This window comes from Gilliamella sp. ESL0254 (genome assembly GCF_013344985.1).
GTDB classification, from domain to species: domain Bacteria; phylum Pseudomonadota; class Gammaproteobacteria; order Enterobacterales; family Orbaceae; genus Gilliamella; species Gilliamella bombicola.
Window position 1 is genome coordinate 152,042 of sequence record NZ_JAAEDU010000001.1, and the last position, 20,749, is coordinate 172,790.

At 33.2% G+C, this 20,749-nt stretch carries 21 protein-coding genes; 16 read left to right on the forward strand and 5 right to left on the reverse strand.

What is annotated here, in order from left to right; all coding sequences use genetic code 11:
• Positions 1-175: 175 nt before the first annotated feature.
• The 7 genes from GYX25_RS00700 (at position 176) to ggt (ending at position 8,651) form a co-directional block, all read left to right on the forward strand.
• Positions 176-1,612 (forward strand): 6-phospho-beta-glucosidase, encoded by a 1,437-nt coding sequence (locus tag GYX25_RS00700; protein WP_174786441.1) that lies wholly within the window; start codon positions 176-178, stop codon positions 1,610-1,612.
• A 25-nt stretch (positions 1,613-1,637) separates the two neighbouring features.
• A complete protein-coding gene (locus GYX25_RS00705; protein WP_174786442.1) occupies positions 1,638-1,955 on the forward strand; it encodes a PTS cellobiose transporter subunit IIB in 318 nt (105 codons plus the stop codon).
• Between the two features lie 154 nt (positions 1,956-2,109).
• On the forward strand, positions 2,110-4,110 hold the full coding sequence (locus tag GYX25_RS00710) for a PRD domain-containing protein (protein ID WP_174786443.1): 2,001 nt from the start codon (positions 2,110-2,112) through the stop codon (positions 4,108-4,110).
• Between the two features lie 14 nt (positions 4,111-4,124).
• On the forward strand, positions 4,125-4,463 hold the full coding sequence (locus GYX25_RS00715; protein WP_160431869.1) for a PTS cellobiose transporter subunit IIA: 339 nt from the start codon (positions 4,125-4,127) through the stop codon (positions 4,461-4,463).
• Between the two features lie 15 nt (positions 4,464-4,478).
• Positions 4,479-4,964, forward strand: a complete 486-nt coding sequence (locus GYX25_RS00720; protein ID WP_174786444.1) for a hypothetical protein — start codon at positions 4,479-4,481, stop codon at positions 4,962-4,964.
• A 14-nt stretch (positions 4,965-4,978) separates the two neighbouring features.
• Positions 4,979-6,328, forward strand: coding sequence for a PTS cellobiose transporter subunit IIC (gene celB, locus GYX25_RS00725; protein ID WP_174786445.1), 1,350 nt, complete (start codon positions 4,979-4,981; stop codon positions 6,326-6,328).
• A 619-nt stretch (positions 6,329-6,947) separates the two neighbouring features.
• Positions 6,948-8,651 carry a gamma-glutamyltransferase gene (ggt, locus tag GYX25_RS00730; RefSeq protein WP_174786446.1) on the forward strand — a complete coding sequence of 568 codons (1,704 nt, stop codon included), beginning with the start codon at positions 6,948-6,950 and terminating at the stop codon, positions 8,649-8,651.
• Between the two features lie 52 nt (positions 8,652-8,703).
• On the opposite strand, the gene rplI is transcribed toward ggt, so the two are convergent.
• Genes rplI through rpsF form a run of 4 tightly spaced genes read right to left on the reverse strand, consistent with a single transcriptional unit; the run spans position 8,704 to position 10,083 of the window.
• Positions 8,704-9,153 (reverse strand): 50S ribosomal protein L9, encoded by a 450-nt coding sequence (rplI, locus tag GYX25_RS00735; protein WP_065590871.1) that lies wholly within the window; start codon positions 9,151-9,153, stop codon positions 8,704-8,706.
• 22 nt (positions 9,154-9,175) lie between these two features.
• Entirely contained in the window at positions 9,176-9,403 is a 228-nt protein-coding gene (rpsR, locus tag GYX25_RS00740) for a 30S ribosomal protein S18 (RefSeq protein ID WP_025314965.1), read from the reverse strand.
• Between the two features lie 4 nt (positions 9,404-9,407).
• The gene (priB, locus tag GYX25_RS00745) at positions 9,408-9,716 is read right to left on the reverse strand and encodes a primosomal replication protein N (RefSeq protein ID WP_174786447.1); all 309 of its coding nucleotides are present in this window, start codon (positions 9,714-9,716) and stop codon (positions 9,408-9,410) included.
• A complete protein-coding gene (gene rpsF, locus GYX25_RS00750; RefSeq protein ID WP_091347472.1) occupies positions 9,700-10,083 on the reverse strand; it encodes a 30S ribosomal protein S6 in 384 nt (127 codons plus the stop codon). Before rpsF ends, priB begins: the two co-directional genes overlap by 17 nt.
• A gap of 412 nt (positions 10,084-10,495) precedes the next feature.
• Here rpsF and GYX25_RS00755 point away from each other — a divergent pair, with 412 nt between their 5' ends.
• From GYX25_RS00755 to GYX25_RS00790, 8 genes are all read left to right on the forward strand, one after another.
• Positions 10,496-10,843, forward strand: a complete 348-nt coding sequence (locus GYX25_RS00755; protein ID WP_091347471.1) for an HIT domain-containing protein — start codon at positions 10,496-10,498, stop codon at positions 10,841-10,843.
• Positions 10,844-10,850: 7 nt separating this feature from the next.
• Positions 10,851-11,486 carry a penicillin-binding protein activator LpoB gene (locus tag GYX25_RS00760; protein ID WP_174786448.1) on the forward strand — a complete coding sequence of 212 codons (636 nt, stop codon included), beginning with the start codon at positions 10,851-10,853 and terminating at the stop codon, positions 11,484-11,486.
• Positions 11,486-12,529, forward strand: a complete 1,044-nt coding sequence (nagZ, locus tag GYX25_RS00765) for a beta-N-acetylhexosaminidase (protein ID WP_091347467.1) — start codon at positions 11,486-11,488, stop codon at positions 12,527-12,529. The genes GYX25_RS00760 and nagZ overlap by 1 nt, the downstream gene beginning before the upstream one ends.
• Complete coding sequence (locus GYX25_RS00770) at positions 12,492-13,751, forward strand: sigma 54-interacting transcriptional regulator (protein WP_174786449.1); 1,260 nt, start codon at positions 12,492-12,494, stop codon at positions 13,749-13,751. The genes nagZ and GYX25_RS00770 overlap by 38 nt, the downstream gene beginning before the upstream one ends.
• A 2-nt stretch (positions 13,752-13,753) precedes the next feature.
• The gene (rfbB, locus tag GYX25_RS00775; protein ID WP_091347464.1) at positions 13,754-14,785 is read left to right on the forward strand and encodes a dTDP-glucose 4,6-dehydratase; all 1,032 of its coding nucleotides are present in this window, start codon (positions 13,754-13,756) and stop codon (positions 14,783-14,785) included.
• A gap of 3 nt (positions 14,786-14,788) precedes the next feature.
• A complete protein-coding gene (locus GYX25_RS00780) occupies positions 14,789-15,748 on the forward strand; it encodes a glycosyltransferase (protein WP_174786450.1) in 960 nt (319 codons plus the stop codon).
• Between the two features lie 83 nt (positions 15,749-15,831).
• Positions 15,832-16,914 (forward strand): acyltransferase family protein, encoded by a 1,083-nt coding sequence (locus GYX25_RS00785; RefSeq protein WP_091347461.1) that lies wholly within the window; start codon positions 15,832-15,834, stop codon positions 16,912-16,914.
• 27 nt (positions 16,915-16,941) lie between these two features.
• Positions 16,942-18,393, forward strand: coding sequence for a hypothetical protein (locus GYX25_RS00790; protein ID WP_174786451.1), 1,452 nt, complete (start codon positions 16,942-16,944; stop codon positions 18,391-18,393).
• A 137-nt stretch (positions 18,394-18,530) separates the two neighbouring features.
• Here GYX25_RS00790 and GYX25_RS00795 read toward each other — a convergent pair whose 3' ends face one another.
• Positions 18,531-19,523 (reverse strand): glycosyltransferase family 2 protein, encoded by a 993-nt coding sequence (locus GYX25_RS00795; RefSeq protein WP_091347457.1) that lies wholly within the window; start codon positions 19,521-19,523, stop codon positions 18,531-18,533.
• 113 nt (positions 19,524-19,636) lie between these two features.
• Between GYX25_RS00795 and glf the strand changes: the two genes are divergently transcribed.
• Positions 19,637-20,734, forward strand: a complete 1,098-nt coding sequence (gene glf / locus GYX25_RS00800) for a UDP-galactopyranose mutase (RefSeq protein WP_091347455.1) — start codon at positions 19,637-19,639, stop codon at positions 20,732-20,734.
• Positions 20,735-20,749 lie beyond the last annotated feature (15 nt).

A 20,749-nucleotide genomic window follows, 5' to 3' on the forward strand; every position in this document is an offset into this window, starting at 1 on the left:
GTGATATTTATCACATTTCGGTAAATATCACAAAAAGCTGCACATTTCACTAATCACCTGTCCTCTACAGATATACTTATATTTTTCCTGATCAATAAGGAAAAAGTTGGTTAGTAATTCTATTTTTTCCCTTTTATACTAAATTTGAATTATCAATAAATACAGGTGCTTAATTATGAAAAATAGAGGTTTACCAAAAGATTTTTTGTGGGGTGGTGCTGTTGCTGCTCATCAATTAGAAGGTGCTTGGCAAGTTGGTGGAAAAGGAATAAGTGTCGCTGATGTGATGACTGTTGGTTCACCAAAAAGTTATCGTAAAATTACTGAAGGTGTTATTGAAGGTGAATATTATCCTAATCATGAAGCTATTGATTTTTATCATCATTATAAAGGTGATATTAAGTTATTTGCTGAAATGGGTTTTAAATGTTTTCGTACTTCTATTGCTTGGACTCGTATCTTTCCAAAAGGTGATGAACTTGCACCAAATGAAGATGGGTTAAAATTTTATGATGATCTTTTTGATGAATGCTTAAAATACAATATTGAGCCAGTTGTTACACTTTCTCATTTTGAATTACCTTATTACCTTGTTACTGAGTATGGAGGATTCCGTAACCGTAAATTAATTAATTTTTTTGTCCGTTTTGCCGAGGTATGTTTTGAACGTTATAAGAATAAAGTCAAATATTGGATGACTTTTAACGAAATCAATAATCAAGCTAACTTTAATGAAGATTTTGCACCGTTTACTAACTCAGGTATTTTCTATAAACAAAGCGACGATCGCGAGCAGATTATGTATCAAGCTGCACATTATGAATTAGTTGCTAGTGCTAAAGCGGTACAAATTGGTCATGCTATTAATCCTGATTTTAAAATAGGCTGTATGTTGGCGATGATCCCTATCTATCCAGAGACTTGTAAACCAGGTGATATTCTAATGGCACAAAAGGCGATGGAGCGTAAATATTTTTTTGGTGATGTTCATGTCCATGGAGAGTATCCAAACCATATTAAAAATTATTGGCAACGTAAAGATTTTAAACTTGATATCACCAATCAAGATCTTGAGTTCTTGAAAAATGGAACAGTTGATTACATTGGCTTTAGCTATTACATGTCTAATGCAATTAGGAAAAAAGAAGATAATGAAAGCTATGAATATAACGAAAAAACCGATCTGATCGGCAATCAATATGTTAAAAAATCAGATTGGGGTTGGCAAATCGATCCTGAGGGACTTCGTTATACACTTAATTGGTTAACTGATATGTATCGTTTACCGCTTTTCATAGTTGAAAATGGTTTTGGCGCCTACGATAAAGTCGAAGCTGATGGTAGCGTGCACGATGCTTACCGTATTGATTATCTGCGTGAACATATTAAACAAATGAAACTTGCTGTTGAAGAAGATGGTGTTGATTTGATGGGATACACTCCTTGGGGATGTATTGATCTTGTTTCAGCAGGGACAGGTGAAATGGAAAAACGTTATGGATTTATCTATGTTGATAAAGATAACAAAGGTAACGGTTCACTAAAACGTAGCCGCAAAGCCTCATTCGCATGGTTTAAAAGAGTGATTGAGTCTAATGGCGAAGTCTTATAAAGCATAACTATTTTTAGGGGAATTTATGAAAAAAGCATTAATCATTTGTGCGGCAGGTATGTCATCATCACTAATGGCTAAAAAAGTAACAGAATATTTTGCTAGCAAAGATAAAACAATTTTGGTTGATGCAGTCTCGGCAACCGAAGGCGGAAATATGATTCAAAATAGTGATTTTTCACTTTTTTTAATTAGTCCACAAACGATGATGATGTTTGATAAATTGAAAAGTTTGGGTGATGAAGTGGGTAAACCTGTTGTAAGTATTCCTTTTCAGGCCTATATACCCATTCAATCGGGCATTGAACAATTAGCCAAGTTAATTGAGAATAACATCCAATAATTTCAATGAATTTTTGCTTTAGATATAGGTTTGGCGTCTGCCAAATGGTAGCGCCTTATTATCTGGCAGGGGCTGTGGCGTGATTACCTAACGAGTGAAAACCGTCACTATATTATTAACAATATGGTTTTAGTTGGCACAGGTTTGGATAATTGTGATTAAAAACAAACAACGTGACCTTATTAGTTTATTGGTTCATGCTAAAAATTTATTCAAAAGTAGTGCATGGTTAGCAACTGAGCTATCATTATCAGATCGCACTGTTCGCACTTACCTTAATGATTTAAAACCATTGGTTGAAAGTCATGGTGGCACTATCGTTAGTAAACAAGGTTATGGCTACCAACTACAAATTAAAGATAGAACCGCTTTCAATTTATTTCTAATTGAACATCATCTATTAGATCGCAATGAAGAACAAGCGAATTGTCGAGAAGCAAGTCAAAGAAAACATCATATTCTTAATCTGTTATTGTTAGAATGTCAAAAAATTGATATAGAGGCATTATCAGAGCGATTATTTATTAGTTCTTCCCAACTCAATAAAGATATTTTAGAAATTAAGCATCAACTTAAACCGTATGGTCTGACAGTCAAAAAAAGTCAATCCTTGTTTTATGTTGAGGGCGAGGAAAAAGCAAAACGACATTTCATTTTGAGTTATTTTTTCCATGATGGATCGATTAATCTTTTGCAGCACCTAACGCATTTAAATAACTTTAGTGATGTCATTAGTTTTGATTCGTTAACCATTATTATTTTAGATGAATGCCGTGAGGCAAAAATACAATTATCCGATGTGATGATGCAAAATATCGTGTTACATCTGTCATTAAGCATTAAACGCTTACAGTCAGGGCTTTCTATTCAAAATCTTGATATGTCACAATTGACAAAAAACACTTTAGAATATCAAGTCGCTAAAAAGATTATCAATAGAATTGAAAAGGTAACAGGTTTTTGTTTTCCAAAAGAAGAACAAATGTATTTAACTTTACATTTAATGAGTAAATCAAATTTTTGCCAAAATGATTTTGATGCTGAGTTGTATTCGTCTTTGACTCATTTACTCATCAAAATAGAACAAGAGACAGGATATTTATTTTTAAATGATGAGCAATTGAAAAACGGCATTATTCAACACTTAAAACCAATGATTGTTCGCTTAAAGCAACATATTAAACTGAAAAATCCATTACTTAATGAAATTAAAGCCAATTCTCCAGAATTGTTTAAGTTAGTTAAAAATTACCTTAGCCAGCTTCCTGAGCTTAAAACATTTACTATTCATGATGATGAATGGGGCTATTTAACTTTGCACTTTTTAGCTTCGATTGAAAAACTGAAAAATGAACAAAAAGCCAAAGTATTAATTATTTGTGCAACAGGTCTTGGTAGTGCTCAACTACTAAAAAATCGCGTTGAATGTGAATTTAATGAAAGAATCAAAATTGTTGCCACGCAAGGGTATTATGAAATTGAGCCGAAGATATTAGACAAGATTGATTTTATTATCTCGTCAGTGGATCTTTCATCAAAAGTATTTAAAGTTCCAGTTTTTCATGTTTCAGTATTTTTTACCGAAGATGATGTACAAAAAATTCGCCGTCATCTTTCGTCACCTAATATGCTTATTTCGACACATAAAGAGCCAATATTAACCTCAAGCTGTTTAGATCATGTTATTGATGCTTTGCAAATGGTAGATGATTTATCCGCTGATTATTTTTACCGATGTGACCAGCCGCAAAGTAAAGAACAAGTTTTAAATTGTTTACTTGATCTTTTAGCGCTAAATGAAACTAGCGATTATAAACAACAGATGATAAAGCAAATGGAAAACCGTATGCGATTAGGCGATATTTTCTTTAGCCCAACCATTGTGGTGCCACATCCAGCAATGCCAGTGGGAAAATTGCCTAAAATTGGCATTGCATTAATCCCTGATGGCGTATTTTGGGATGATAATTACCCTCAAATCCGCTTTATCTTTATGATTTCACCCTCGATTTATCAAAATCCGACTCTTGCGATGATGACAAAAGCGATTGTTAACTTGATTGATGATTTAGAAATGCAATCAAAACTATTGAAAACAGATAATTTTCACCAATTTAAACAACTTTTTATCCAACTTATTGAAAAAGGGGTATAGCAATGAATCAGGAAATGAGCTCAGAGGATATTCAACTTATTGCTTTTAATATTATTTTATATAGTGGTAATGCTAAAACTAAAATTCACGATGCTTTTAAGGCGATGAGACAAGCCGATTTTAGTGCCGCCAATCAATTGCTTGAAGAAGCAAATAAAGAGATCTTACAAGCACACCATTCACAAACACAATTACTGCAAAATTATGCAAATGGCACCAAAATCACGATGGAAATTATTATGGTGCATGCACAAGATCACTTAATGACAACCATGAGTTTTCGAGAAATGGCGATTGAAATGTTACACCTATATGAAAAACATCATGAGCTAGAAACAACATTAAAGGGCTAAATAAGGAGTGGCATAATGACACAAAAGCTAACAATGCATAAAAAAATCAGCCTAACCAATCTCTATTTTAATCGATTTTTAGCGATTCGCTATACCGTCGCATTTTTTTTATTTTTAAATCTTTATTGGGCAACCTTTTTAATGGGGTCATTGTCGATGGTAGCGATTTTACCGCTTGCTCTTTTTGTTTTAGGCATACTCTCCACATGGGAACAAATTAAACTTTATCGACATCACTGCAATAAATTGCCTTATGCGCGGCTATTTTATCGTGCCTTAGCGATAGTTTTTGTGACACTAATGATTACGCTCTATACCCCTTTGTATCACTTTTTCTTTCCATTTTTAAAACAGACACCAGATGCTTTACATGTATTAATGGTGTTACTGACGGTAAACCTAATTATTATCACCTTAATGCTTAGCAAGTTAAATAAAATTCAACATAATCAGGATTTGCATTTCAAAAGAATCCAAGCTTACGAAGAATTTATTAATTAGATGAGGAAAACAAAATGAATACGGGATTTGTTATTTTACAGAAATACCTGATGACGCCCATGGCGAAAATATCACAATTTAAAATTGTTCGAGCTGTAATGGCGGCGGGAATGGCGTCAGTACCTTTTTCTATTGTTGGTTCCATGTTTTTAGTATTCAACACGTTGCCAATGACATTTACGGGATTAGAAGGCTTTTTTGAAAATACTTTTTTTAGAGTGAGTGATCTCTATATGATTGCTAATACGGCAACAATCGGTATTTTAGCCCTTTATTTTAACTTTGTTGTTGGTTATGAACTGACTAAGATTGAAGCGGAAGAAACCGGTCTTAAAGTTAATGCTCTTAATGGGGCAATGTTATCCGTTTTTGCCTTTTTCATGACCTTGCCTGAACTGATTATGCAAAATGGTGTGATAACCTTACTCAATGATCAAAGTAATTTAGTCTTTAATGGTCTACGTTTAAAACCCTTTGTCTTTAGGTTGGGGACATCTGGTATATTTATTGCAATAGTTATGGCTATTGTGGCGACTCATCTTTATTTTTTATGCGTCAGGCGTAACTGGGTTGTGAAAATGCCAGAAACAGTTCCACTTGGTGTTTCACGTTCCTTTACTGCACTGATCCCAACTTTTGTGATTGCTTTTTTTGTGATCGTTCTTAATGGTATTTTGATCTATTTTGGTACTGATATTTTTAATATCATTGCTGTACCATTTGCCTTTGTAACCAATCTCACCAAAAGTTGGTTGGGTATTATGGTTATCCTATTTTTAATCCATGCATTATGGGTGGTTGGGATTCATGGTGCGAGTATTATTGGGGCATTTATTACCCCGATTATGTTAACTAATATGACTGAAAATACGGCGGGAGCACATATTCCTTTTGCAGGTGAATTTAATAATTCACTTGTGATTTTAGGGGGATCAGGTTCTACCTTATTAATGACATTCTTTATTGCATTTTTTGCTAAGTCTAGCCAACTAAAAATCTTAGGGCGAGCATCTGTAGTGCCAGCAATATTTAATATTAACGAACCGGTTATTTTTGGTATGCCGATTGTATATAATCCTTATTTAGCACTGCCTTTTTTCTTAGCGCCTATGGCTTGTGGAACATTAGGTTATTTGGCTATTAATACCGGTTTTATTCACCCTATCATCGCATTAATTCCATGGCCATCGCCAATGGGATTAGGGGCATTTATTAGCACTGGCGGTGATTTTAAAGCGGCTATTGTTGCCATATTTTCAGCTATTTTAGCTTTGCTAATTTATATTCCTTTTGTCAAATTATATGACAATAAATTGTATAAAGATGAGCAAGGTAAATCAGAAAGTCAAATTCAAACAGCTTAGTTTTTTATGTTTTAGATAAGAGCGTATACCTTTAATTAAATGGGGTACGCTCTTTTTCATTTATAATCATAAAGATCAATTGCGCCTATTTTCTATAAGGATCAAGCAATCATTTCGACTAAATTTACTACCTTTTTATACTTAAACGTAGTGTTTCCTGAAACTTTTTTACAAAAATCAGCTTTATTTAAACGGATTATGTTTTTTAAGGCTAATTATGTTAAGAAAATACATCATCCTTGACACCTCTTAATAACATTTTCCAGCAAAGTTTAATTATTTGTTACCTATGTTCAACAAAGAAGATAGATAGGCTACTCTATGTAGATGAGTTTTATTATCATCGATTGCATTGCATATTAAATTATCAGCCTCTATTGAGTAAAGCTAACTGATCATCTTATTTTTGGTCTTAGCAATTATTGATACTCCATGCAGATGACACGTTAGGGTAAACCATTGCATTGTGGCTATCTGATCAATATTTGCTCAACATTTTTATTTTCTATGCTATATTGATGATTCCCCTTAACCGATTGTTACATGATTTATTAATGTGATTCATGTATTTTGCTGTTAAGTGGGTACGATAAATAATACTTTAATTAGGAGGTGCAAAATGTTTTATCTTAAACGTAAGTTGATAAAGTATTGCTACTTTATTGTATTTTTACTGATAAGCCAACAAGTACTTGCTGTTGAAAACGTAACACAAAAATTAGAAGCTGGCGCAGTTGCTTCGCCCGATTCTTATGGTGCCATTGCTGCACAAGAAATTTTAAAAAAAGGTGGAAATGCAGCTGATGCTGCGGTGGCTACCGCATTTGCTCTTGCTGTTACTTATCCTGAAGCGGGTAACATTGGTGGGGGTGGTTTTATGACCCTTTGGATGGACGGTAAGCCTTATTTTATTGATTATCGTGAAGTTGCACCAAGCAAAGCTGATAAAGATATGTATCTTGATGATCATAAAAATGTGATCCCTAATTTAAGTTTATATTCTTACAAAGCATCGGGAGTACCGGGAACCGTTGCCGGTATGTGGGCGGTGCATCAACGTTTTGGTAAATTATCTTGGAAAGAGGTAATGGCACCAGCTATTCGATTTGCTAATGAAGGGTTTACCGTAGATAAACAGTTAGTTAAACGTTATCAAGAAGCAGCCGAGCTTGCACCTGCTAATGGTCACTTTAAGCAATACTTTGGTGCTATGCAAGCTGAAAAGGTGTTTAAACAGCCCGAACTTGGTAAAGTATTAGAGCGTATTGCAAACCAAGGTAGTGACGGATTTTATAAAGGCGAAACGGCTAAATTAATCGCACAACAGATGGAAAAAAATGACGGTTTAATTACTGAAAACGATTTGGCAAATTATCAGGCTAAATGGCGAGCTCCGTTAGTTGCTAACTGGCAAGATATGCAAATTGTTACCGCTCCTCCGCCAAGTTCAGGTGGCGTTGGTTTAATTCAACTTTTATTAATGAAACAAGATCTCGCGAATGATTTCAAAGATGTAAAAGTGAATTCACCACAATATATTCACTTATTAGCAGAAATAGAAAAACGTGTTTTTGCCGATCGAGCCGAATATATGGGAGATCCTGATTTTATCTCTGTACCTGTCACTGAATTGATTGATACTAATTATTTAGCGCAGAGAGCGAAACAAGTTAATCCAAAAGCTATTTCTATTACTGAACAAGTTAAACCTGGTTTAGACAATAATCGCGAAAAATTACAGACAACGCATTTTTCTATTGTGGATAAATGGGGCAATGCGGCATCTAATACATATACGCTCAATGGCTGGTTTGGTTCGGCGGTTGTAATAGAAGGTACAGGTATTATACTCAATAATGAAATGGATGATTTTAGTAGTAAACCTGGTGTTGCTAATCAGTTTGGTGTTGTGAGCAAAGATGCTAATGCAATCGAGCCAAATAAACGCCCTTTATCTTCTATGACACCAAGTATATTTATTAAAAATAATGATGTTGCAATGGTTATTGGTACACCGGGCGGTTCAAGGATTTTTACTTCAATTTTCCAAGTGGTGACGAATGTCTTTGATAATCATATGTCATTAAAAGCCGCAGTAGATGCTCCGCGTTATCATCATCAATTATTACCAACTAATCTTATCTTTATTGAGCGTTTTCAAAATAGAGTACCAGAAGATTTAAAAGATCAACTCAAACAAATGGGTTATCAGTTTAAGCAGCAAGATTTTAGCGGTGATATTCAAGCTATAAAAATCACGAATAATAAACCCGAAGCTGTATCAGATATTCGAGGTCGAGGTAAATCAATTATTGTAAAATAAATAATAAAAACCCGTTACTTGAACGGGTTTTTTGGTATTTATTGTTGGATAATTATTCAGGAATAATATCAACAATAAGTTTAGCAAATGCTTCGCTGTGTACTTGGAAGAACACTTCATGTTCACCAGTAGTACGCAGTACACCATTTGGTAAGCGAACTTCGCTTTTTGATACTTGAATACCACGAGCTTTAACAGCATCAGCGATATCACGAGTACCGATTGAACCAAATAATTTGCCTTCATCACCGGCTTTAGAAGTGATAGTGACTTTACCAAGTGCATTGATTTGAGCAACACGCTCTTCAGCTGCTTTCAATGTTTCTGCAAGCTTAGCTTCTAATTCAGCACGACGAGCTTCAAAGAATTCGATATTCTTTTTAGTTGCTGATACAGCTTTACCTTGTGGAATTAAAAAGTTACGTGCGTAACCTGCTTTAACATTAACTTGATCACCTAAGCTGCCTAAATTAGCAACTTTATCGAGTAGAATAATTTGCATTATATGTTCCCTCTGTTGCTAATTACTGATGATTATCAGTATATGGTAATAATGCCAAGTAACGAGCGCGTTTGATTGCGCGAGCTAATTGACGTTGATATTTTGCGCTAGTACCAGTGATACGGCTTGGTACGATTTTACCACTTTCAGTGATATAGCTTTTTAATAAAGAAACATCTTTATAATCAATTTCTTTAACGCCTTCTGCAGTAAAACGGCAGAATTTGCGACGACGGAAATAACGTGCCATTTGGCTATTCTCCTAATAGTTTAACTTGGTCAGCATGTAAAACAAGTTGGCTTGTTTTATTGCGTTTAGTGTGGGTGCTTATAAATCCACTAACTGAAACTTTGCTGCCTTTTTTTATGTAACTTAACTCATGATGTCCACTGGCTATGACGGGCATGATGCACCATGCTTGCCTTGTGAGTTCTGCTTCAACTTGCTCAGAAACATGTTCTAAATAAAATTGGCAGTGTGATATCCCACTTGGACTGACTTTCCTTATCGGTGTTTTAATAACAATACCCGATAACACTAAACGATTATTCTTCGGAATCATCGTCCATGTTTGTTTCGTTAAAATCTTCTTCCGAGCTACGACGCTCATCTTTAGCTTTTAACATAGGTGAAGTTTCAGTTACAGCGTGTTTGGTGCGCATAATTAAACTGCGAATTACTGCATCATTGAAACGGAAGTTATCTTCAAGCTCATTAACAGCTTCTTGAGTTGCTTCAACATTCATTAACACATAGTGTGCTTTGTGCAGTTTTTCGATAGGATAGGCTAATTGGCGACGACCCCAATCTTCTAATCGATGGATTTTGCCACCATCAGTGGTTAACGTACCAGTATAACGTTCAATCATACCAGGTACTTGTTCACTTTGATCTGGGTGAACCATAAATACTATTTCGTAATGACGCATTATCGCTCCCTACGGATTAATCAGCTTTCTGTCGGGGCAACCGCAACCCATTGAAAGCAAGGAACATGAAAAATAGGCGGTTGAAATCGACGGGGCATTATATATCAAGTTATTCTGTTTGACAAATGAATATACCAAGATATTTTTTGTAGATTGGTGTTGTATTTTGTTAGGGAAGCGTCTGTTTTTATGTGCATTTTTTATAAAGTTTCTTTACAGGGGAGGTGTCAAAAATCAAAATAAAAACTTTAATAAAATCAATACCTTTCCTGACTGTTTTTGATGGTTATAAAAATGCGTTGTAAAATGTAACGATTTCTATACATTTTTGTTGATAAAATATGATATGCTTGGGCATATATAAATTGGCATTGGTTGATGTCTGTATAACTATATTAAAAGGAGAGGTTTGATGGCTCAGGAAACTATTTTTAGTAAAATCATTCGACAAGAAATTCCAGCGGATATCGTTTTTCAGGATGATAAAGTAACGGCATTTCGTGATATCTCTCCCCAAGCACCGACTCATGTGTTGATTATTCCAAATAAACTGATTCCAACCGTTAATGATATTCAAGATGAAGACGAAGTCGTTCTTGGGCATATGATGGTGGTTGCGGCTAAAATTGCCAAGCAAGAGGGTATTGATGAAAGCGGTTATCGTTTAATTATGAATTGTAATAAAGATGCTGGGCAAGAGGTTTTCCACCTGCATATGCATTTGTTAGGCGGTAAACATTTAGGTCGATTAATAGGTTAATCATTGTATGAAACAGATCAAACGTATTTTTGTTGTTGGTTTATTGGCTTTTTTGTTGGCCGGTTGTCATCTTATTGGCTTTTCTCAAAAAAAAGAGGCGAAACCTCCGGTTGAGGTTAATCAGCCTGATGATACTGGTGTGATTGAAACTCCACCACAAATTGTTCGACAAACGGATTGGCAGTCGATATTGTCGCCATTTATTCGTAAATTAGTGAGTTCTTCGTCTTTAAATTCTGATAATAGACTCATTTTAATTAGCGATATTCAAAATCGTAGTGGCGATTATCTTGTAAGTAATAAGATCAACGAGGCGCTGTATCAATTAATGCGTCAACAAAATACCTTCACAGTGGTAGATCAACAAGCTGTAAGCCAAGCCAAACAAACGCTGGGAATTTTGGCAGATGATAAACTGGTGTCACGCAGTAAGATGATTGGTTTGGCTAAATCAATCAATGCAAATTATGTCCTTTTTACAACAGTTTATAGAGTGCCAAGCGAAAGTAGTGACGCAGATCTTGCTATGGAGTTGCTTTCAACACAAAGTGGCGAGATTTTAACTAGAGTGGCCGCTAAAGATTTGCCGAAGCCGTCTGATAGCAATGCGCAACCAAATCAAGTTGATGGGGATAATCGATAATGGGACCATTGCTGATTGATGTTGAAGGTCTAACACTAACCCAAGACGATAAGAAGCTATTGCAAAATCCGTTGGTGGCTGGGGTGATTTTGTTTAGCCGTAATTATCAAGATCAAGCCCAATTGTTGGCATTGATAAACGAGATTCGTGCTGCTTCTTCACAGCGTTTATTAATCTCGGTTGATCATGAAGGTGGGCGTGTTCAGCGCTTTAGAGATGGGTTTACGGCGATTCCTCCTGCACAATCGTTTGCGGCGCTTAATGATCTTGAGCAAGCAAAATCGTTGGCGTTTGATGCTGGTTGGGTTCTTGCTATGGAGCTGATCGCGTTTGATATCGATCTGAGTTATGCTCCTGTTTTAGATTTAGGTCATGATTGCCTTGCTATCGGTACGCGTTCGTTTCATCAGGATATCAATATTGCTTATCAGGTCGCTTCTGCCATGATTGATGGTATGCATGCAGCAGGGATGAAGACAACAGGAAAGCATTTTCCTGGGCATGGCCATGTGATTGCCGATTCGCATAAAGAAACCCCTGTTGATCATCGTGAAAAATCGTTGATTGAGCACGATATGCAGATTTTTACTAGGCTTATTGCTAATCATAAACTCGATGCGATTATGCCAGCTCATGTAATTTACCCCGCTTTTAATGATAAACCCGCAAGCGGTTCGCCGTTTTGGCTGAAGACCGTACTCCGCAATCAGTTGCATTTTAATGGTGTGGTTTTTTCTGATGATTTATCGATGGAAGGCGCTTCGGTCATGGGCAATCACGCTGAACGTGCTCAAGCAGCTTTAGCAGCTGGCTGTGATCTACTTTTAGCTTGTAATAATAGGACGGGGACTATGGCTATTTTAGAGCAATTAACCGCGCTAAATAAGGTTAATCCGCTAACATCAGAGAAAGTAAAATGTCTATTAACCAATACTAAAATCACCTATGCCGAATTAACGAAAAGCCCTGAGTGGCAAAGCCGTTGTGTTAATTTACAAAGACTGAATGAGAAGTGGGCAGACTATGCAAATAGCCATCATTGAAATTGACCATAATCAACACCTGATTGCATATAACGATTCAGCTAAGAAGCTTTTGGGTCATCAGTCGTTGGTGTTAAATCAATATTTTGATTATCGAGCTGTTTTCAATTTTGATAATACAGTCAGTATCGATAAACAAGATGATACGATTATTGTTTTAGATTCGCAGCATTTTTTGTTGCAGAAGGTGATGGCATCATCCAAAACAATATTTATTTTACAATCCATTGATTATCTGAAAAAACGCTTGTCTAGAATCAATGTGGTGAGTTGTCATGCTTTTGATATTTTTGCTACCCAAAGTGGGGTTATGCAGAAACTAATTGCGCAAGCTAAAGTGTTTTCTATGCAACGCGAGCCGTTGTTGATTTCAGGTGAAACAGGTACTGGTAAAGATTTATTAGCTAATGCTTGTCATCAATATAGCCCGCGTGGTGATCAGACGTTTTTAGCCTTAAACTGTGCAGCCATGCCCGACGAAGTAGTTGAAAGTGAGTTATATGGTCATGCAGCAGGGGCGTACCCTGGAGCAATTGAGAGCAAAAAAGGCTTTTTTGAGCAAGCTAATGGTGGTTCAGTGTTGCTCGATGGCATTGATGAGATGTCTTTTCAAATGCAAACTAAGTTATTGCGTTTTATCAATGATGGCTATTTTCGTCGTGTTGGTGATGATAATGAGGTTTATGTAGATGTTAGAATCATTTGCGCAACTAAAGTCGATTTAGCTGATTTGGTTGAGCAAGGTAAATTTAGAAAAGATCTTTATTATAGACTGAATGTATTGTCACTTAATTTACCTTCTTTACAAGAGCGCAAAGATGATATTGCACTACTTACTCATATTTTTGTCAATGAATTTGCCAATAAACAAAACATCACCCCACCAACAGTTGATGATAATGCCATTGATTATTTAACTGGTTATTCATGGCCGGGTAATGTACGGCAACTTAAAAATATCCTTTATTCTGCATTGGCACAATTGAAAGAGCCTAAGTTAACCGTTAAAGATATCATGTTACCAACCTCAACCCCATCGCAATTGTCTTGGGTCGATAATATTGAAAATAAAACTTTAGATCAAATGACCAAACAATTTGAGAAAGAGATTTTATCAAAATTATATGACCAATATCCAAGCTCAAGAAAGCTTGCTAAAAGACTTGGTGTATCGCATACGGCGATTGCGAATAAGTTGCGGGAATATGGGATAGGGCGGTAGGTTTGTTTAGTCACGCTAAAAAAATTTTAATCACAGGTGGTGCTGGATTTGTTGGTTCTGCTGTTATTCGGTATATTATTGAATACACTCAACATCATGTTATTAATGTAGATAAATTAACTTATGCAGCAAATTTGCAATCGCTTGCGATGGTTTCTAACAGTGAACGGTATGTTTTTGAACAAATTGATATTTGTAATCAACAAGAATTGGAACGCGTTTTTCAACAATATCAACCCGATGCTGTGATTCATTTGGCCGCTGAAAGTCATGTGGATACTTCAATAATGAATCCAGCTGTTTTTATCGAAAATAATATTATTGGTACTTTTACACTTTTAGAAGTCTCTCGATATTATTGGTGCAATTTATCAGAGGAACGTAAACATAATTTTCGGTTTATTCATGTTTCAACTGATGAAGTTTATGGTGATTTAGGATGTACAAAACAGCGCTTCACAGAAGCGACTCCTTATTCACCAAGTAGCCCATATTCGGCGTCTAAGGCATCAAGTGACCATTTAGTTGCGGCGTGGCATCGCACTTATAATCTACCAACAATTATAACCCATAGTACTAACAATTATGGACCTTTTCAGCATGCTGAAAAATTAATTCCGTCAGTAATCTCAAAGGGATTAGCTGGTAAACCAATTTCTATTTATGGCAGTGGCTTGCAGATTCGTGATTGGATATATGTCGAGGATAATGCTAAAGCTTTATATACTATTTTAGTAAATGGTAAAATTGGAGAAATTTATAATATTGGAGCTAATAATGAATATACTAATTTAGATGTAGTGCAAATTATTTGTTCAATATTAGATAAACTTATTCCAAAACACCCGCATGGAATTAAACAATATCAAAATTTAATTCAATTTATGACCGATCGACCTGGTCACGACTTTCGATATGCTATCGATTCATCTAAAATACAAACTCAATTAGGCTGGAAGCCACAGGAAAGATTTGAAAGTGGTTTGAGAAAAACAATTTTATGGTATTTAAATAATATAGGAATTCAAGGATAATTTATGTTGCCTAAAGTATCAATTGTCGTGCCAGTCTATAACGTAGAAAAGTATTTACGGCAGTGTTTGGACAGTGTTATAAATCAGACATTAACAAATATAGAAATCATTTGTGTAAATGATGGTTCTACTGATAATTCTCTTACTATTTTACAAGAGTATGCTGATAAAGATTCAAGAATTCGAGTCATAGACAAACCTAATAGTGGCTATGGTCATTCAATGAATATAGGTTTTCAACTATGTACTGGTGAATATATAGGTATAGTTGAGTCTGATGATTTTGCTAAATCCGAAATGTTTGAAATATTATATAAAATAGCAATTGAAAATGATTTAGATATTGCAAGATGCCACTTTTTTACATTTACACAAAAAGATAGTTCAATTAAAAAAATAGATTCATATCAAATGGAAACTAATGTCTTAATTAATCCACAAAATGATTTATCGCCATTTTTACAATGGCCGTCAGTATGGGCTAATATTTATAAGCGAACATTTATTCAGGAAAATAATCTAAAATTTTTAGAAACACCCGGCGCATCATATCAAGATACAGCATTTAGTTTTAAAGTCTATGCCTGCGCAACACGAATGATGCTTATTGACGCTCCATTAATTTATTATCGAATACATGATCAGTCGTCAATAAAGAGTAAAGATAAGGTGTTTTGTATTTGTGATGAATTTAATGAAATAATGGCATTTTGCAAAAATAAAATGTTATATGAAAAACTTAAATATCTAATTTGCTATCTTCAATATAAAAGCTATAAATGGAATTATAATAGATTAGAAATGCCTCATCGATATTTGTTCCTACTACATTGGTCAAAAGAGATACGAAAAAATAGCGAAATTTATTCAAGAAATAATCCTTTTTTTATTTTTAAAGATCTTAAAAAAATTGTGGTTATTAAATTGTTACCATTATTATATAGATATAGGAATGAGTTGTGAAACAAGAATAACAGTTTTATTCAAAATAAAATGTCTTTAATTATAAATGGATGTCTAAGATAGGTTTCAATAAAAGGGATGTTATGTATTCACTTAATACTAAATATATAGATCGGTTAGATCATTTACGTTTTTTTGCTGCAATTTTGCTGATTTTCCATCATTTCCGTGGAAATGTTAATTGGAATGGTCATTTACAATTGGAGTCGATTATACCGTTATGGTTACAAAATGGCTCAACGGGTGTATCTTTTTTTCTTGTCTTAACCGGTTTTTTATTTTGTCAAATAAGTAATGGTGGACAGGAAAATTTAAAATATTGGGGGTTTATTTATAATCGTGTTTTAAGAATTTTTCCTTTAATGATCTTTTTGGTGTTTATTATAATTTGTTGTAGTAGGCAAACATCAACTCCTATGGATATATTAAGAATAATTACTTTACAGCTCAACACGGGAAATTCATTGACAGGTTGGGGACATGATTTTTACCCAAGTGGTCCAATTTGGACTATAGCTGTGGAATTTCAATTTTATCTTTTTTTCCCTTTTCTCTCATTATTTTTAAATCGTTATGGAATTAAATATTTAGTGGCATTAGTGATTTTGATGATAGCTACAAGATTTAATATTGCTATATTAAAAGGTGGAGACATATATTACAACGTCTATCATAGTATTATTGGTCGATTAGACCAATTTATTATTGGCATGATATTAGGATATTATTATCAAAAAGGTATTTTTCGTTTTCTAGAAAAATGGAAATATCAGTTATGTTTTTTATCTACTACTATACTTATATTCACTTATCTTTTTAAATTTAAAAAGCTTAATGTGATATATACATCTCTATCTTTTACTATTGAAGCGGTTCTTTGGGGAATAATTACTTTATGCTATATTTATATTCGATTACCTAAGATAAATAAGTTAAATACTATTTTATCTTATTTAGGTATGTGTAGCTTTTCGATGTATTTATTGCACCTGCCTATTGGAATTATGTTAAATAAATTAATTGGGTGGCAAGTACCTCAAGATGTTTTTACATCTTTATCTCAATCTATAATTATATGTATTTTAACAATTTTAGTTTCACTTTTTACTTTTAATTTGATTGAAAAACCATTTATGAAAATGAGAATAAAATATACAAAAGAATAATATCTTATTATTTATTAAGGAATAGTTATGGGATTTAGAAGTTGGTTTTTTTCTAAAATTTATGCCGATAATAAAAAAGTTAAACATGAAGTTTTAGATATAAATTGTAAGTTAGATGGGTTAAATCACCAAATATCTTCTCACACTAAATATTTTCATAATTTTGGACAAGATAAAGAGTACGAGGAACTCTTGCAGCGAATGGTTTTTTTAGAAGAAAAATTAGAGCTAATATATAGACTAACTGAAAAAAATACTAATCTAAATATCGATATTCGTAATTTAAGCCAAACAATTAATCTTATTTCAACCAATAGAACAATTAATAAAAAACAAAAGATTACTTGTTTGTTTTTAGTGCATAATATTGAGTCATGGGATAGTGTTTTTTCTATTTATCAAGAGATGCTTTGTCATAATCAATTCAATGTTATTGTTGCATCAATAAATAGGAGATATCCAGGTAGCAAAATATTTAAAGATGAAGAATATGTACATAATATTTTATCACAATTAAATGTGCCTCATTTGAGATTCAATAATAATAATTCATATGAGGATTTAAATATTATTAAAACATTGGCTCCTAATGTGATTTTTAGGCAATCACAATGGGATTATGATATTCCTCCAGCTTTTAGCACAGATAATTTAAGATTTGCAAAACTATGCTTGGTTCCGTATGAAATTATGAATTTTGTTCAGTTAGGATTCAATCATTTATCTAGTCATTACCATAGTTCTTGTTGGAAGCTTTTTGTCGCAAATCAGCAAACCAAAATAGAGCAAGAACAACATGATAAACTTAATGGAATTAATGTCTTTGTAACAGGTCATCCTAAAGTAAAAGCGTTAAAAAACGCCAAACCCAAATGGCCGATTGTTTCAAATTCTAATGATAAAAAATTTAGAATCTTGTGGGCTTCTCATCATAGCATAGATAAAAATTGGAGCAATTTTGGTGTTTTTTTAGATATATATAATGATATGTTAAATTGGGCAAAAGAAGATGATTCAATCGAGTTCGTATTTAGTCCTCATCCAGCATTAGTGACTGTTTTGGAGGCAATAACAGACGAAACTCTTAAACGTAGCGTGCAAGAATTTTTTGTAGAATGGAATAAGCTAGATAATACCTATTTTTACAGGGAAGGTCCTTATGGTCCACTATTTCAAGCTTCAGATATTTTAATCATGGATGGTATAAGTTGGCTATTAGAATATCAATTGATGAAAAAGCCATTAATTTTTATTGAACGTGAAGATCATTCTGCATTTACGGTGAATGGTGAGCTAATTGCAAATGGAACAAATAGAGTGTCTACATTTGAACAGGCAAAAGCGTTAGCATATCGATTTAAAAATGGCGAGCCAGATCCAAATCGAAAGAATCAAGATATTGTTGTTGAGCAGTTATTGTCAATTGATAATGCTGCAGAAAATATTGTGGATTCAATATTGGAAGATATGACATTTTAAATTGAAAATGTTTAACTAGCTTAATTGATTTTATTTAAAATAGAAGTTTTTGTTGTTTATTCCTGCAAAGAAAATAAAATGGAATTAATAACAATGGATTTCTATTTTTAGTACAGTTGGAAAGCTAAGAAAATTTCTTACCAATTGAATCTAAAAAAACGATAGTAAAGTGTGTAACAAAACCAAATTACATAGTTTTTGCGTTTTATAATCAAAAATTTTTTTTTATCTTTTTTATTGAGCTTTCCTTTTTGGAAAAGTTGTTCTTTTTTTATGAAATTGGATTCAACTAAGTAATCGTTAATTGCTTTATATTTCCATTTTTTTATACAGTCAATCATATAAGAAATTTCACGTTGAAAAATGAATTCTGAAGCTAACTGAATTATTTCTTTTTTGTCATTTTTATCATAATTATTGCTTAGATAAAGCAAAATTTGTTCACGTCCTTTAATATCAGAAAGCCATTTATTTTTAGACCATTCAGAAGACATTACGGAATCAGATCTTTGAATGTAATTAAACAAATGTTCTTTTACGCAGTAGAAACTACAGTTATTAAGGAGTTGAACCGTAAATAATAGGTCTTCAGAGATAGTACGGGCAACTTCAAAATATATATGTTTTTCTAATAAAATACTTTTACGAATTAACATACCTGAAAAATGGAAATATCCATTTTGTTGAAAATATAAATCCAAAATATTTCCTTCCTTAAATAAACAAGGCATAACCGTAAGCTTACCTGAAGTACTAACTCTGTTATATCCACAATAAACTACATCGGCATTTTTTTGAATTTGTTTGGATAACATTTTCTCTAAAAAATAAGAAGAATACATATCATCACTATCAAGAAATGATACAAACTCTCCACTTGATAGCTCAATACCTTTATTTCTAGCAGCAGATACGCCCTTATTTTTTTGATTGTATAAAATGACATGGTTATTTTTTCTTTTATATTCTTCTAAAATCTCCAATGAATTATCAGTTGAACCATCATTTATCAAAATAATTTCATAATGGTTATAAGATTGAGCTTTTAATGAATGTAGGGTATTTAATATAAACTCACTGGAATTATAAACAGGAATAATGATTGATATTAATGGGTTATTTTTATTCATTTATGTGCTCACGGTTTGAGATGTGTTAAGATCTAATAATTTCATTGCTAAATATTTGCATATTTTTAATAAAAATATACTATATTATACAATTAAATATTTAAGGAATCTAAATGAAATATGATTATCTAATTGTTGGCAGTGGTCTATTTGGCTCTATATGTGCTTATGAATTAAAAAAAAGAGGGTATAAAATACTTCTAATAGAAAAAAGAGACCACTTAGCTGGAAATATATATACCGAAGATAATGAAGGCATTCAAGTCCATAAATATGGAGCTCATATTTTCCATACTAATAATAAAGCTGTATGGGATTACATTAATCGTTTTGCAGAATTTAATCGTTTTACTAATTCACCCATAGCAAATTATAAGAATAAACTATTTAATTTGCCATTCAATATGAATACTTTTTATCAATTATGGGGCGTGAAAACACCTAAAGAGGCTAAGGCAAAAATTGAAGAGCAAAAAAAGTTATATCATATTGAAAACCCAAAAAATCTTGAAGAACAAGCCATATCGCTAATTGGAAAAGATATTTATGAGATATTAATCAAAGGATATACCGAAAAACAATGGGGAAGAAAAGCCACTGAACTTCCTCCATTTATAATTAATAGATTACCAGTTCGATTTACTTTTGATAATAATTACTTCAATGATAAATATCAAGGAATTCCAATTGGAGGATATACTCAAATCATTGAAAAAATGCTTGAAGGTATTGATGTAGAATTAAATACTGACTTTTTTGAGAATAAGGAAAAGAATCTTGAGTTAGCGAATAAGATTATTTACACGGGTTCGATCGATAAATTCTATGATTATCAATACGGCGCTCTAGAATATCGATCGTTACATTTTGAAAACGAAACAATTAACGAATCAAATTATCAAGGAAATGCTGTAATTAATTATACTGAATACGAAATTCCTTATACTCGCATTATCGAACATAAACATTTTGATTATGTTGAAACTGATCACACAATTATAACTAAAGAATATCCTCGCGATTGGAAGATTGGCGATGAAGCATACTATCCAATCAACGACGATAAAAATGCGACATTATTTAAGAAATATAAAGAGCTTGCCGATCAAGAAAAATTAATTCATTTTGGTGGCAGATTAGCTGAATATAAATATTATGATATGCATAATGTTATAGAAAATGCTTTAAATTTCATCAATTCGATCAAATAAGATTTCACTTATATT